This is a genomic window from Streptomyces sp. NPDC088254 (genome assembly GCF_044740925.1).
Taxonomy (GTDB): Bacteria; Actinomycetota; Actinomycetes; order Streptomycetales; family Streptomycetaceae; genus Streptomyces.
This window is the reverse complement of sequence record NZ_JBIURQ010000005.1, coordinates 223961-237941: the sequence shown is the minus strand read 5'-3', so window position 1 is coordinate 237941 and position 13981 is coordinate 223961. Positions and strand designations below refer to the sequence as shown.

At 70.8% G+C, this 13981-nt stretch carries 11 protein-coding genes and 3 pseudogenes; 5 read left to right on the top strand and 9 right to left on the bottom strand.

All coding sequences use genetic code 11. The annotated features are described in order from the left end of the window. Positions 1-108: 108 nt before the first annotated feature. The gene (locus tag ACIOC0_RS16750) at positions 109-303 is read right to left on the bottom strand and encodes an antitoxin (RefSeq protein WP_402155734.1); all 195 of its coding nucleotides are present in this window, start codon (positions 301-303) and stop codon (positions 109-111) included. Between the two features lie 428 nt (positions 304-731). On the opposite strand from ACIOC0_RS16750, the gene ACIOC0_RS16745 reads away from it, so the two are divergent. Both ACIOC0_RS16745 and ACIOC0_RS16740 read left to right on the top strand, forming a co-directional pair. After that, a complete protein-coding gene (locus ACIOC0_RS16745; RefSeq protein ID WP_402155733.1) occupies positions 732-3104 on the top strand; it encodes a SpoIIE family protein phosphatase in 2373 nt (790 codons plus the stop codon). A 206-nt stretch (positions 3105-3310) separates the two neighbouring features. Next, positions 3311-3922, top strand: a complete 612-nt coding sequence (locus ACIOC0_RS16740; RefSeq protein WP_402155732.1) for a GNAT family N-acetyltransferase — start codon at positions 3311-3313, stop codon at positions 3920-3922. Between the two features lie 56 nt (positions 3923-3978). Here ACIOC0_RS16740 and ACIOC0_RS16735 read toward each other — a convergent pair whose 3' ends face one another. The 6 genes and pseudogenes from ACIOC0_RS16735 to ACIOC0_RS16710 all read right to left on the bottom strand — a co-directional run bounded on the left by ACIOC0_RS16735 (position 3979) and on the right by ACIOC0_RS16710 (position 9380). Then, the gene (locus ACIOC0_RS16735; RefSeq protein ID WP_402155731.1) at positions 3979-5094 is read right to left on the bottom strand and encodes a hypothetical protein; all 1116 of its coding nucleotides are present in this window, start codon (positions 5092-5094) and stop codon (positions 3979-3981) included. A gap of 103 nt (positions 5095-5197) precedes the next feature. After that, a pseudogene (locus tag ACIOC0_RS16730) lies at positions 5198-6008 on the bottom strand (lyase family protein). Positions 6009-6143: 135 nt separating this feature from the next. Next, on the bottom strand, positions 6144-6341 hold the full coding sequence (locus ACIOC0_RS16725; protein ID WP_402155730.1) for a hypothetical protein: 198 nt from the start codon (positions 6339-6341) through the stop codon (positions 6144-6146). Between the two features lie 61 nt (positions 6342-6402). Then, positions 6403-6753 carry a nitrilase-related carbon-nitrogen hydrolase gene (locus ACIOC0_RS16720; RefSeq protein ID WP_402155729.1) on the bottom strand — a complete coding sequence of 117 codons (351 nt, stop codon included), beginning with the start codon at positions 6751-6753 and terminating at the stop codon, positions 6403-6405. A gap of 92 nt (positions 6754-6845) precedes the next feature. Then, positions 6846-8180 (bottom strand): serine hydrolase domain-containing protein, encoded by a 1335-nt coding sequence (locus tag ACIOC0_RS16715; protein ID WP_402155728.1) that lies wholly within the window; start codon positions 8178-8180, stop codon positions 6846-6848. A 436-nt stretch (positions 8181-8616) separates the two neighbouring features. Then, positions 8617-9380: pseudogene (locus tag ACIOC0_RS16710) on the bottom strand (aldehyde dehydrogenase family protein). A 29-nt stretch (positions 9381-9409) separates the two neighbouring features. On the opposite strand from ACIOC0_RS16710, the pseudogene ACIOC0_RS16705 reads away from it, so the two are divergent. Then, a pseudogene (locus ACIOC0_RS16705) lies at positions 9410-9646 on the top strand (helix-turn-helix domain-containing protein); the annotation flags it as partial. 70 nt (positions 9647-9716) lie between these two features. On the opposite strand, the gene ACIOC0_RS16700 reads toward ACIOC0_RS16705, so the two are convergent. Together ACIOC0_RS16700 and ACIOC0_RS16695 are read right to left on the bottom strand one after the other, a co-directional pair. Beyond that, complete coding sequence (locus ACIOC0_RS16700; protein WP_402155727.1) at positions 9717-10277, bottom strand: DM13 domain-containing protein; 561 nt, start codon at positions 10275-10277, stop codon at positions 9717-9719. 216 nt (positions 10278-10493) lie between these two features. Further along, positions 10494-11156 carry a TetR/AcrR family transcriptional regulator gene (locus ACIOC0_RS16695; RefSeq protein WP_402155726.1) on the bottom strand — a complete coding sequence of 221 codons (663 nt, stop codon included), beginning with the start codon at positions 11154-11156 and terminating at the stop codon, positions 10494-10496. Between the two features lie 73 nt (positions 11157-11229). Here ACIOC0_RS16695 and ACIOC0_RS16690 point away from each other — a divergent pair, with 73 nt between their 5' ends. Then, on the top strand, positions 11230-12687 hold the full coding sequence (locus tag ACIOC0_RS16690; RefSeq protein WP_402155725.1) for an amidase: 1458 nt from the start codon (positions 11230-11232) through the stop codon (positions 12685-12687). A gap of 238 nt (positions 12688-12925) precedes the next feature. Further along, positions 12926-13891 (top strand): hypothetical protein, encoded by a 966-nt coding sequence (locus ACIOC0_RS16685; protein ID WP_402155724.1) that lies wholly within the window; start codon positions 12926-12928, stop codon positions 13889-13891. The last annotated feature ends 90 nt before the right edge of the window (positions 13892-13981 follow it).

The window sequence follows — 13981 nt, the reverse complement described above, 5'->3', positions numbered from 1 at the left end:
TGCGCGAGTCCGTCTGGCCGGCGAAGCTCGCGCAGCGGCGGGAACCCGGCTTCGACGCACCGGCCCCCCGGCGGGTCGCGCCGAGGGGCCAGGGGCTGACTCCGAGAGTCAGCGCTCTGTCGTACCGGCGCTTCCGTAGGTACGGCGCACAGCGTCGGCGCCCTTGTCGGTCTGGGCGTCGTACTTGTCGCCCGTCTTCTCGTCGACCAGCCGCTCGGCGCCCGCGACACCCTTGTCGGCCTGGTCCGGATGGCCCTTCGCCATCTCCTTGGCCTTGTTCGCCATATCTCCCAGCTTGCCCATGGGTACCTCCCACGATCGCGCGTGCGTTGTACTCAGCCGCAGGTACCCTCCGGGCTCCGTCCATCACACCCATGAGCCAATACAGTTCGAACTCTGCACGGCACAAGGCCCGCACGGGCTGCCGGACGGGCCCTGCCCACACCACGCAGCCATGCGACAGACTCGGCGTTGCAGGCCGCTCGCGCGGGCCCGGTCACCTGTTGATCCGGCCCGTTCGCCGACAACTCCGCCGGCCGGACCTCGCCCCTCGGCTCGGCGGAGACAATCACGTCACTCATCACCCGCTCCGTAGCCCTATGCCCGCTGATGTATACCCCTTCATGCCCGCCGCTCGCTGTCTTCCGGCCGAGCGAGGGCCCGGCCCGGGTGCGGTTGTCGTCGGGCGTGTGGCACGGGATGCTGAGGGGGGACGAAGGGAAGCGGTGGTCATGGATCGTTTTCCGAAGGGGGCCGACGTCGACTTCCACAGTCCCCTGGACCTCTCCAAGGCCGCTGCCGCTGTGCTGGACGAGGAAGGCCGTGTGCGTGGGTGGGGTGCCTCGGCCCAGCGCCTTCTCGGGCACTCCCCGCAGGACGTGCTGGGTCAGCCGGCCGCCAGGTTGCTCGCGGCGAACCCGGAGCAGCGGCTGTCCGGTCTGTGCAAGGCTCACAAGCCCCGTAGCGCGGTCCTGGACCTCTGCCGCCGCGACGGGCGTACCGTGCGCGCGGCCGTGGCGTTCAGCCCGCTCACGCACGACGGCGTTGCCGCGACCGTCGTGGTCGCGGCCGACCTGGAGGCGCAGCGTGCCTGGGAGGCGCAACTGGCGATGCTCCAGGGGCTGGCGACCGAGTCTCCCGTCGGCCTGACCATCTTCGGCACGGACCTGCGTGTCGTCTGGGGCAACGTGTCGACCGATCTGGAGCTCGCAGGGGTCGCGCACTATGTGGGACGACCGGCCGCGGACCTGTTCCCCGAAGGAGAGTTCGTCTCCCGTCACCATCCTCCGGACGAAGAGCAGGTGATGGAGCACGTGCTGTCGACGGGGGAACCGATCCTCGGCTTGCACTATCGCGGGCGGGCTCCCGTCGACCCGGTGCGTGAGCATGTCTGGTCCTGCTCCTATCACCGGCTGCTGGACGCCCGGGGAGACCCGCTCGGTCTGTTCGAGGAGTCCCTGGACATCACCGAGCGCTACCGCGCCCAGGAGCGGCTGTCGCTGCTGGTGCGGGCGGGCAAGCGCATCGGAGCCTCGCTGGACGTGCGTCGCACGGCCGCGGAGCTCGCCGACGTGGCGGTGCCGCAACTGGCCGACGAGGTGCTGGTGGATCTGCCGCCGGCGGTCATCGAGGGGCGGCGGGCGCCGACGGGCTCGGCGCCTGGGCACAGTCTGCTGCGGTTGCACGGTCGGACCCCGGAGGAGTTCGGGACCACTCCCGTCTCCTACCCGCCGTCGTCACCGCAGGCCACGAGTCTGAGCACCAGCCGCCCCGTCGTCGACGCCTCCCCGCCCGAGTCGCCGGTCGAGGCGGGAGCGGGCGGTCGGCATTCCTGTCTCTTCGTGCCGCTGCTCACCCGCGACGCGGTTCTGGGGCTCGCCACTTTCCGGCGCAGCAGCAATCCCGACCCTTTCGGAGCCGAGGAGCAGACGCTCGCCGTGGAACTGGCCGAGCGGGCCGCCGTCGGCATCGACAACGCCCGTCGTTACACCAGCCAGCACGAGGCGGCTCTGGTGTTGCAGCGGAGCCTGCTGCCGCAGCGCCTTCCCGAGCTGAGCGGGGTCGACGTGGCCTACCGCTACCTGCCCGCCGACAGTCGTGTGGGCGTGGGCGGGGACTGGTTCGACGTGATCCCGCTTTCCGGTGCCAGAGTGGGCCTGACCGTCGGCGACGTGGTGGGCCACGGCGTGCACGCTGCCGCGACCATGGGCCGGCTGCGCGCCACCGTGCGGACTCTGGCCCTGCTGGACCTTGATCCGGCCGAGCTGCTCACCCGGCTCGACGACCTGGTCGCACAGGACTCGGAATCCTCCGGGGACGACGGGCCGAGCGACGAGGGGCTCGGGGTGACCTGCCTCTACGCGATCTACGACCCGGTCGGCGGCCGGTGCACCTGGGCGAGCGCGGGCCACCCTCCGCCGATCGTGGCGGACGCGAGCGGCTCGGTGGCCTGGTCCGCGCTGCCGCCCGGGCCGCCCCTGGGGCTGTCCGGCCTGCCCTACGAGAACGTCGAGCTGAACCTGTCCAGCGGCAGCGTGGCGGCGTTCTTCACCGACGGGCTCGTGGAGGACCGGCGCACCGACATCGACAGCGGGATCGACCGCCTCGCCGAGGTGCTGACCTGGCAGCGATGCCCGGTGGAGGAGCTGTGCGACCGGGCCCTGTCGACGCTGACGCCCGGCCCGCAGGCGGACGATGCCACGCTGCTGCTCGTCCGCACCCGGCGTCTGGACGCCGACCATGTGGCGGATCTGGAGCTGCCGCCCGATCCGGCGATGGTGGCTGAGGCCCGCGCGCACACCGAGCGGCAGCTGGCGGACTGGGACCTGTCCGAGCTGTCCTTCACCGCCGCCCTCGTGGTGAGTGAGCTGGTCACCAACGGCCTGCGATATGCCACCGGCCCCGTCATGCTGCGGCTGATCAGGGATCGCTGCCTGCTGTGCGAGGTCTCCGACAGGGCACACACGGCACCCCACCTGCGTCGAGCGCGCCGGGACGACGAGGGGGGCCGCGGTCTGTTCCTCGTCGCCCAGGTGTCCCAGCGCTGGGGCACGCGGTACACCGCCTCCGGGAAGACCATCTGGGCCGAACTGGCCGTCTCCTGACGCGCCGCGCGCCGGGTCGTTCTGGTCAAGGGAGTGCCCAGGCCAACCTGATCGTGGACAACCAGGGCACCCACAAGGCGCCCACGATCAAGGATTGGCCGGCCGACACCCGCGGCGGGAGACCCACTTCACGCCGGCCGACTCCTCGTGGATCAACCAGGTCGACCGAGGGTTCGGCTGCCCGGCCCAGACACTAGGGTGATCGGATGGTCACGCTGGAGACTCCCCGTTTGATCCTGCGCCGCTGGCGCGAGGAAGACGTTGCGCCTATGGCTGCCATCAATGCCGACCCCGAGGTCATGCGGTGGATCCGTGACGGCAGCGTCCGTGACGAACAGCAGACTCGCAGCGGGATCCGGGCATGGGAGAGCGAATGGGAGTCACGGGGATTCGGCCTTTTCGCCGTGGAGATCCGGTCCACTGGCGAGCTGGCCGGGTTCACCGGCCTTTCGGTGCCCGACTTCCTGCCGGAGGTACTGCCGGCCGTTGAGGTCGGCTGGCGGCTGGGACGTTCCCACTGGAGGCAGGGCTTGGCCACCGAGGCCGCTGCGGCCGCCGTACGGTTCGGGTTCGAAGAGCGAGGACTGCGGCGGATCGTCAGCATCGCTCAAGTGGGCAACGACGCCTCCGAACGGATCATGACCAAGCTGGGCATGCGTGTGGTCCGTGAAACCGTCCATCCCACCGGTGGTCGCCGAGTCCGGGTGTTCGAGTTGTCGTCGGAGCAGTACGCCCCGACCTGTCCGACTGCCGACAGCGCAGGCGGGGCCTCCCTCGGGCCCGGACTCGCGTCGGATGGACCGCCACCGTCTCGCTGACGGTCACCGGCCGGGCGTAGCGTGATCCACCATCCGATAATGCTGGAAGACGGACTTCAGCGCAGCCGACGGACGGCCTGAACCTCAGCACGTTCCACCGCGCTGCGGCCATGGGTGTGCACCAGGGCCAGGTGGAACAGGGCCGGGGTGACCGGGGCCCAGCGACGGATGCGGTCCGGGCGCAGGAGGTAGCGAACCACGTCCGCCGGACGGAACGGGACGTACTCGATGCTCTGGTGCTCCCACCGGTCGGCGACCCCGCGTGAGATGCGGGACTGCAGGGCGTCGCCGGTCAGTTCGGTGAGGTGTGCGGTGAAGTGGGTGCTCCACTGCCGCCGTTCGACGTCCAGGACGAAGGCGAGCATCGTGAGCGTGTACTCGTGCGGCTCGAGGGAGAGTTCCTCGCGCATGCCGCGCCGTGCGACGTCGTACAGGTCAGGCGTGTTGCGGCCGGCCGAGTCGATGTGCCGGGAGAGCCCCTCGTTCACCGAGGAGCCCCAAAGGTTTGCCCCCGAGCGCACGTTGTCGGCTCGCCGGCTCACGACGAGCAGGTGGTCGGCGGTGACCACGGCCACGTTCACGCCGAAGCTGCACTGCAGGAAGGCAGGGGCGTCCAGGGGGCGGTCGGGGTCGAGGTAGCGCTCGCGCGGGGTGGTTCCGTCGGGAAGCCTGCGGTCGAGCTGCTGCGCTGCGAGGAAGGTGAAGTAGTCGGTGGGGCGCAGCCGCAGTCGGACGTCCGCGTGCTCCTCGAGCGCGGTGCGGGAGATCTCCAGGCCCTCCACGGCGTATCGGGGACCGTTCCAGATGCGTACCCGGGTGCCGGATGTCTCCGCCAGCTCCTCCGCCGCCTCGATTTCCGCACGCCACGGCGCCATGTCCTCCGGGAGTACTGCCTCACCGTCCAGCACCTGGACCCGGACCGACTCCGGCGCGATGGCCTGCTCGCCGTCCCCCTCGACGACGAGCGCCGACGTGTGCAGCGGCCCGATCGAGAAAGTGGACCACGTGGAGAGCGGGGCGCCGTCCGAACGGTACGTCAGACTGCGCACGAAGGTGGCGGAGCGGCGTCGGATCCTGAACCAGGCGTCCTGGAGCGGCTGTTGGAAGAGTATGGCGAAGACGATGCCGAGGACGGCCCCGACCGTCCCATTGACAAGATCGATTCCGGTCACAGGCCCGCAGCCTATAGCGTCGCCGTAGGGTTGCAACTGTCCCGCCTGTGATCCAGCCTGCCTCCTCGAGGAAATCGGGCCGGGCCCTGTTGTCGCCGGCCGTTCAGGTCAGTACGTGGGCTTTGCGGGCGACGGTTTCGGGCTGCAGCAGGTCCGTCAGCGCGTCTGCGGACAGCAGGTTTTCTTCCAGGACGAGTTCCCCGACTCCCTTTCCGGTGGCCAGTGCTTCATTGGCTATGTCGGTGGCGGTGGTGGAGCCGATGTGCGGGTTGAGGGCGGTGACCAGACCGATGGAGCGTTCCACGGCCGAGCTCAGCTGCTCTTCGTCGGCTGTGATGCCGTTGACGCAGCGCTCGGCCAGCGTCATGCACGCGTTGCGCGGCCTTGGCGGCGAACGCGTCCTGCAGCACCGACATCGCCTTGAGCAGGGTGCGCGCCGCGAAGATCGTGGCGATCTTCACGGCGGTCGGGTGGACGTCGTTGGTGGACTGGCCGAGGTTGACGTCCTCGTCGGGGTGCAGGTACTGGTACTGGCCCTTGGAGTGGCCCAGCAGTTCCACGGCCCGGTTGGCGACGACCTCGTTGGCGTTCATGTTGGTCGAGGTGCCGGCGCCGCCCTGCACGACGTCCACCACGAACTGCTCGTGCAGACGGCCGGCCCGTATCTCGCGGCAGGCGGCGACGATGGCGGCGGCCTTCTCCGGCGCCAGCAGCCCGAGTTCCTCGTTGGCGAGGGCGGCGGCCTCCTTCACCGCGGCGAGGGCATCGATGAGGTGCGGACAGGCGGGGATGGCCGTACCGGTGATCGGGAAATTCTCGACGGCGCGCAGGGTGTGCACACCCCGGTGCGCGTCGGCGGGGACGTCACGGCCGCCGAGCAGGTCGTGCTCGCTGCGTGTGGCTGCGGCGATCATGGTGGTGCGGCCTACTCTCGGTCGATGTGAAACGGGGGTGCGGGAGATCGGTCGGGGTTGTACGCATGCTGCTCTCGTCGCGCTGCGGGGCTCGCGCCACCGCCATCCCGGCGGACCCCCGCAGTCGTCGCGGCTTCAGAGCAGGCGGTCCTTGGCCTTGTAGCAGTAGCAGGCGCCGCCGAACGGCAGGAACCAGGCGGTGCCGTTGCAGAAGGGGACGGGGACCTTCGGGAAGCCGAGGCCGCGCAACGGGTTGGCCTCGGGGTCGCCGTCCATCATCTCGGCGACCGCGCGGCCCTTCCAACCTGAAACCTGTTGCCTCCTGCTGGGCACCGCCCCTTGCTCTCGCCGACCTCAGCGGGCCGGAGGCGACAGGGCTGGGGTGGTCAGGAAGTCACTTGATGAACACCGCTCGCGCGATCTCATCGGGGGCCGCCCCCGCCTCCGCGATCACTTCCCCGTCGGCGGACCAGATGCCCGAACGGCCGGACGTGCGGTCGAAGCCGCCACCGGCCGGACCGGCGAAGGCCGCCGTGGCGACCCACACCCCGTGGTCCGCTGCGACCCGGCGGGCGCGCTCGCCGTGGACCTCGGCCTCATGGTCGGCGTGGACGACCCCGGCCACATACCCGTCGATGCCGAGCGCAGCGGTCCTCGCGGCATGCTCGGACACTCCTGTGTCGCGGCAGACGGCCAGCCCCAAACGCCACCCGTCCACTTCGATCACCACGGGTTCCCCGGGCACGCCAACGGCTGCTCCACCCCGAGCTCCCCTCGTCGAATCGCACCATCGTCCCGGGGAGCGAGCAGCCCGTGTTCACCGGTCGATGTCGCGCCCTACCTGCGCGGCTGCTCCATGGCGAGCAGACGCTGGGGTACCGGCGTCGCGCCAGGGGCCCGCTGGGCCGGGGCGCCGCTCAGTGCTCCGTCCATGTAGCGGAACAGCGCGGAACCGATCGGGTCCGGCAGCGGTTGACCGTCGTCACCGAACCGTTGGTACTTCATCAGGTTGTAGCCGATCGCGACCTGCCGGCGTCCGTCCTCCGTGGACATCGCCCAGGTCCCCGCTCCGAACACGCCGCCGTCGTGGCCCCAGTACCAGCCGCCGCTTGGCATCTTGAGGGTGTACAGACCGAGGCCGTACCGCATCCTCACCTCCTGTCCCTCATCCGGCTCGTACGCGGGAACCGTCGTCTTCATCTCCCGCAGCTCCGCCTCGCCGAGCAGCTTCCCGCTCAGGAGCCGGCGGTAGAAGTCGTTGAGGTCGTTCGTCGTGGAGACCATCGCACCGGCTGTACCGGCCCAGGACATGTCGTAGACGCTGTAGTCACGCGCCGGTTCGATGGCGCCGTAGAACGACTCGTACATCTTGGCGTGAGGCCCCGAGATGTGGGGGGAGCGTGGGAAGTACGTGTGCCGTAGTCCGGCTTTGCGGATGACGTTCCTGGTGATGTACGACTCCGGGTCCTGGCCCGTGACCTTCTTCAACAGCAGCCCGGCGATGATGTAGTTGGTGTTCGAGTAGGAGTGCGTGCCGCGTGCCGCCGGCGGTGCGGCCGCCAGGCCGAGGCGTACCAGCTCCTCGGGAGCCAGCTTGCGGAACCTGCCTTCGTCCAAGGCCTGTCCCGGGTCCTCGATCAGCTTGGGGAAGACGGGCAGTATGTAGTCGCCGATGCCGCTCGTGTGGTTGAGCAGCATGCGTACCGTCACGTTCCGGCCGCGCTCGCCCGGCACCAGCTCCGGGAGGTAGTCGCCGATGGGGGCGTCCAGGTCGATCCGGCCCGCGGCGACCTGCTGGAGGACGGCCACCGAGGTGAAGGTCTTGGTGATGCTGCCGATCCGGTGCTCGTAGTCGGGGCGCATCGGCCGTCCGGTGTCGATGTCGGCGACGCCTGCCGCCCCCCGCCACCGCTCGGACCCGTCCCTCACCGATGAGAAGGCCCCGTACATCCCCGCCTGGTGTAACGCCTCGAGCGAGGCGCGCAACGCCTTCCGGTCGAGGTCGAACGTCATGGAGGCGGCCGATGCGCTGGTGGAGACGGAGGCCGACGGCGGAGCGGCGGCCGCGGCCGGAAACGCACCGACGGCGAGCGACAGCAGGACCGCCGAGGCCACGGCGGCCAGGCGCACTCTCCGGCGGTCGGTGAAGGAGCTGGGGTGGGCGTCGAGCATCGGCGATCCCGTTTCATCAGGTGGACATGACGGATGTCTCCATCCTCGACGCGTCGTATCCGCCAACCGTCCACCTGCAGAAGGAACTTGATCACAGGAAGAGATGACATTTGTCAGGTTCCGTCATTCCCTGAGCGCTGTCGCCGTCCTCGCCGTACGCCCTGGGGGCGAGGATGCCCAGCGCCGGGCTGGCGAGATGCAGGGGGGCGCTGGGTCGGCGGCCTTGGTGGACGACCACTCCTGCGTCGCCCAGGTGGTCCTCCGCTCGGCGCGTGGCCGTCGGGCCGGGACCCGGCCGCTTCCGGCCACGGCCTCCGGTCGGAGCGGGCCGTGAGGTCCTCGTCGACCAACAGGCCTTGCCGCAGGGCGGGTTCGGTCACGCAGCGACCGGTGGCGCGAGGTCCTCCCCGGCGGTCTCGGTGGCGGCCGTGGTCCGTCAGTTCGCCGGCATCGCGAGGTACTGGTACTCCAGGAACTCGGCGATCCCGACCCGGCCGCCCTCGCGGCCCAGCCCCGACTGCTTGACGCCGCCGAAGGGTGCGGCCGGGTTGGACACGAGCCCCGTGCTCGGCCCCACCATGCCCGCCTCCAGCCGCTCGCTCACCCGCAGGGCACGGTCGAGGCCCTCGGTGAAGACGAACCGACCAGGCCCCAAGGGGTGTCGTTGGCCCGGCGGATCACGTCCTCTTCCTCGAAGGTGAGAATCGCGGCGACCGGGCCGAAGATCTCCGTGCCCATCAGACGGCTCTCGGGGGACACCTCCGTGAGCACGGTCGGCGGGTAGAAGCAGCCGGGGCCTTCGGGCGTACGACCGCCGACCAGCACCCGGGCGCCGCGCTCCACCGCGTCGGCCACGAGTTCCTCGACCTTGGACCGTCCGGTCCTGTCGATCAGCGGTCCCACGTCGACGCCGTCCCGGGTGCCGGCGCCGACGACCAGCACACCCATCCGCTCGGCCAGCCGGCGCCCGAACTCCTCCGCCACGGAGCTGTGCACGAAGAAGCGGTTGGCGGCGGTGCACGCCTCATCCATGTTGCGCATCTTGGCGACCATCGCGCCGTCCACGGCCTTGTCGAGGTCGGCGTCCTCGAAGACGACGAACGGCGCGTTGCCGCCCAGCTCCACCGAGGTCCGTACGACCGCGTCCGCGCTCTGGGCGAGCAGCAGCCGGCCGACGGCGGTGGAGTCGGTGAACGACAGCTTGCGGATCCCCCCGCCGCGCAGGAGCGCGGCTCATCGACCACGACGCCCGGCACGGCACCGACCTGCTGGCGACCCCGCGCCACTACCTCGACGCGGCCGGCAACAAGACCGTCGCCGCGCGCCGGGGCTCCCTCTCCCGCGAGACCACGTACCGGCGTCTGCGCGCCATCGAGCGCCTCCTCGATCGCGACCTCGAATCCGGCGAGCAGCGGACCGACCTGCAGGTGGCTCTCACCGCCCTCGATGTCCTGCGCGCCCGCTGAGCTCTTTCCGGCCGGGCGCACGGCCCAGGCACGGAGACGGCAGAGGAGCTTCGACGCGCCCCGGCGGGACTCAGGAGCGCGTGAGTCGGGCCGCGCCGAAGGACACGTCGAAGCGGTCGCACCAGATGCTCACGCTGGTGTACCGGGACGGGTCGACGTCAGCGGGGACGGCGTAGTTCTGGCTCCCCTTGTTGCCCTTGAGCTTGCCGAGGCTGACATACGCGCCGTCGTCGAAGACGCGCCAGCCGGCCCGCCCCTCCTTCACCGGCGCGTCGGTCAGCCACACGCGCAGATCCGGGCCGTTGCTGGTGTCGAGGTCCTCCAGCCGTACGACATGGGAGCCGTCGGGGAGCCGTACGAGTTTCACGCTGCCGGTGGTGGCGTGCTCGTGGCTGATCAACGCGCCGGCCGCCACCGTCCGGGGCTGAGGAGCCGGGGCGGGCGACGCGGAGGGCGCTCCGGCCGGAGGCGCCGCGGGGGCCGCAGCGCCGGGCAGGGCCTCCTGCACGGTTCGGTCCTGCCACAGCTTCCACGGCTGGAACCAGTACAACCCCAAGCCCACACCGGCGGCCAACGCCACCAGCGCCCCCAGGGCCCACGGCCTCCCCAGCGTCTTCCGTCCACGCCCCATGCCCGCCTCGATCCCTGAATGTTCCCTGCCACTTGCATTCAACGGGCCGGGCGGGCGGCGTGTCATCGGGCAACGGATGACGGAAGTCTTACGTCCGCACATTTCGGCGCCCCGGTCCTCTGGGCTAACCGTGAGCGGCACCTGACAGGTCCGCCATGCTGTCGGGTCTTGCCGCTCCCCCGGGCTGGACAACGGAAAGCCACGCGAGGTGCCTCGTCACGTCGCCTGTGCGATGGACGGCACGGGACCGCCGGTTTCGAGGCCTTCCCAGAGGCGGGTCAGATGCATGTGCAGGGCGTCCTCGGCCTCCTCGGCGGTCAAGTGCCCTATGAGCACATGGCTGGTCAGGCCATCCACGAGGGCGAGCAGGGCCCTCGCCTCGCGCTGGGGATCGAGTGTGCCAGCGTCGCCGCCGGCCGAGCCGCTCCCGCCGGCCTCCGCACTGAGGGCCTCCGTGAGGAGGCGGCAGAGGAGGTCGTGGAGAGCCTCGTAACTGGTTCTGAGTTTGGCGGCGAGCGGCTCGCTGACGGCAGCCTGGGCGACGAACGCGAGCCACACCCGCGCCTCGGCACGGTGTTGTCTGCGGAGCAAGGCGATCTCGGTGGCCGCGTGGCCCAGGGCGGTAGACGCTGACTGGGCCGGGCTGCCGGACAGGCGGGCCCGTACGCGTTCGATGATGCGCTCGCCGACGTGGTCCACGGCGAACAGGAGCATCTCCTCCTTGCTGCGGAAGCAACGCTGAACGGCACCGAGGGAGACCTCCGCACAGGCGGCGACGTCGCGCATGGTCGCCCCCTCCGGTCCGTGCTCGTCGACGAGGAGGCAGACGGCCTCGGCGATCCGTCGGCGTCGGCTCTCGTAGTCCACCTGCTTGGGCATGATCGGCCGCCTCCCTTTTCCGATACGATCGTATCGCTTCTGAGTTAGAGTTCCGACGCGAGCACTTCGGCACATGGACGGGGAGACGAGAATCGTGCGGGACGCTCTTTGGAAGATGTCTGCCGCAGCCCAGGCAGAGGCAGTCCGGAACGGAGACGTATCGGCCGTCGAACTGGTCGACAGCCACCTGGACCGCATCGCCGACGTCAACCCGCGAGTCAACGCGGTCACTCAGCTGATGGCTGAGCACGCCCGGGAAGCAGCGGCGCAGACGGACGCACGCAGGGCCGCAGGCGAAGAGCTGGGACCTCTGGCGGGGGTGCCGTTCACGGTGAAGGAGACCACCGCCGTCGAAGGTGTGCCGACCACGATGGGAGCAGCACGCTTCCGCGATCTGGTGGCGGCGGCCGACGCGCCGCCGGTGGCCCGGCTGCGTGCCGCCGGAGCCGTACCGATCGGGCACAGCAACATACCCACCCTGGTCCTGGCGGGTATGCACACCAGGAGCGAACTGTTCGGCGACACCGTCAACCCGTGGGACCGCAGCCGGACTCCCGGCGGCTCCAGCGGCGGCGACGGAGTGGCCGTCGCCACCGGCATGGCCGCGCTCGGGCTCGGCAACGACTCCGGTGGATCGGTACGGATCCCGGCCTCGTTCTGCGGCGTGGCGGGACTGAAGCCCTCCGCCGGGCGGTTCCCCGCGGACCACCGCCTTCTCGGCTCGGGCGACCCGGGACCGGCCTCACAGATGCTGGTCACCGACGGACCCCTGGCCCGCAGGATCGCCGACCTGCGGCTGGCATACGAGGCGCTGGCCGGGGCCGACCCGAGGGACCCGCGGGCCGTACCGGTGCCCGTGCGCGGTGAGCCGCTGCCGGGACCGGTGAAGGTCGCGGTGGTCACCGATCCCGGCGGCCACGGCGTCCATCCGACGGTCCGCGGTGCTGTCGCGGCTGCTGCCGACGCACTGCGGGACGCCGGGTACGACGTCCGGGAGATCGAGGACGTTCCGCGGTTGGACGAGGCGCTGGAGGCGTACCACCGGATCGTCGTGACCGAGTTCGCCCCGACCTGGCCGGCGGTGCGGACACTGCTCGGCGAGGGCGGAGATCGCTACATCGGGATGACGATGGAAAAGACGCCGCCCGCCACCGCGGCGGAGTTCATGCAGCTGATGGGCGTCTGGCTGGGCATCCGCCGCTCCTGGGCGGAGTTCCTCGACGAATACCCGCTGCTGCTCGGGCCGGTGTTCACGGAGCCCGCCGTCGAGCCGGGGCTGGAGTCACGCGACCGGGCAGGACGGGAACGCGTCGGCTCCGGCATGCGCCTGTGCACGGTGACCAGCTTCGCGGGTGTGCCCGGGGTCGCCGTGCCGACCGGAGTGGCCGACGGCCTGCCGTCCGGCGTGCAGATCGTCGGGCGCGCGTTCCGGGAGGACCTGTGCCTGGACGCTGCCCAGGAGGTCGAGGACCGCCTCGGAGTGCTCACGCCGATCGATCCTCGCCCGGACGTCCCGACGGCCGGGCGGTAGGCGGCGCGGCGCCGAGCGACGGGAACGTGATCGACAGCGCGGAGCCGCAGCCCTGCCTCCCTGCTCCCTCCCAGCGGACGGGGTCCGGGCCTCCTGGCCCCGTCACGAACCACTGCGGGACTCCGGGCAGCCTTCTTCACGTCCATCTCGGCGAAGGCCCGGTCCGTGCAACGAGGGCGGCCGATCCCGCGTCTGGCAGGGAGAACAGCCAGGAACCACCCCCTGAACGGAGTGCTCGGTGCTCATAGGACTGCTGACCGCCGTCGCGGCCTCGATTTGTTACGGCACGGGCTCCGTCCTCCAAGCCGTCGGCTCCCGCAAGTCGGCCCGCCGCGGGGCGGCCGCCGCCGGGCACACCAGCGGACAGGTCACCGCGCATGGCGGCCCCAGTCTCTCCTCCACCGCCCAGGCCGCGATGACCTGGGAGTTCGTCGTCGGCACGGTCCTGGACTTCGTCGGCTTCGGGCTCGGCGCGCTCGCCGCCCGTCTGCTGCCGCTGTTCCTCTCCCAGACGGTCATCAGCGCCAACCTCATCATCACGGCCGTCCTGAGCGTCAAGCTGCTGGGCATCCGGCTGACCCGGGCGGAGTGGACCTCGATCGCAGTCGTCTGCTCGGCGCTGGTGCTGCTCGCGAGCGCGGCGGGTCCTGAGGGCAGCGGGCACACGCCGATCACCACCCACTGGTGGCTCTTCACGGTTTCCGTGCTGCTGATGGCGGGCGGCACGGTTCTGGTCCGGCTGCTCGGCGCCCGGGCCACGATCGTGGCCGGTCTGCTCTCCGGACTCGGCTTCGGGGCGCTCGGCGTGGGTGTGCGGGTGCTGAACGGTGTCGATCCGTTCGACATGGGCGCGCTGCTCGCCGACCCGGCCCTGTACGCCGTTCTCGTCGCCGGAATCGGAGGCATGTACCTGCACACCGTTGCGCTGCAGATCGGCTCGGTGAACGGAGCTACGGCGGCGCTGGTGGTCGGTGAGACCGTGCTGCCCGGCATGATCGGCGTCTGGTGGCTGGGGGACGCCTCCCGCCCCGGTTTCGCCTGGCTGGCGGTGACCGGCTTCGTCCTGGCGGTCTCGGGCGCGGTCGCGGTGGCCTGGTTCGGCGCAGCGGAGGACACCGGGAGGGCCGGGGAGACCAGGGAGGACGGCCCGGCCTCGACCGACATCCCCGCCCAGAGGCCGGAGCCGGCCCGGGGCCGGGTCTAGGGCCGGTCCCGGGCGAGGTACGTTCGCAGCCGGGCGCAGACGGGCGCAGACGGCTGTCGCTGTGGCGGTGTCCGGGAAGGCGTGGTCGCG

What these genes read in the sequence shown, in the direction of transcription:
- ACIOC0_RS16750 (WP_402155734.1), bottom strand. Translation starts at nt 303, where the DNA reads ATGGGCAAGCTGGGAGATATGGCGAACAAGGCCAAGGAGATGGCGAAG.
- ACIOC0_RS16745 (WP_402155733.1), top strand. Translation starts at nt 732, where the DNA reads ATGGATCGTTTTCCGAAGGGGGCCGACGTCGACTTCCACAGTCCCCTG.
- ACIOC0_RS16740 (WP_402155732.1), top strand. Translation starts at nt 3,311, where the DNA reads ATGGTCACGCTGGAGACTCCCCGTTTGATCCTGCGCCGCTGGCGCGAG.
- ACIOC0_RS16715 (WP_402155728.1), bottom strand. Translation starts at nt 8,180, where the DNA reads ATGCTCGACGCCCACCCCAGCTCCTTCACCGACCGCCGGAGAGTGCGC.
- ACIOC0_RS16700 (WP_402155727.1), bottom strand. Translation starts at nt 10,277, where the DNA reads ATGGGGCGTGGACGGAAGACGCTGGGGAGGCCGTGGGCCCTGGGGGCG.
- ACIOC0_RS16695 (WP_402155726.1), bottom strand. Translation starts at nt 11,156, where the DNA reads ATGCCCAAGCAGGTGGACTACGAGAGCCGACGCCGACGGATCGCCGAG.
- ACIOC0_RS16690 (WP_402155725.1), top strand. Translation starts at nt 11,230, where the DNA reads ATGGACGGGGAGACGAGAATCGTGCGGGACGCTCTTTGGAAGATGTCT.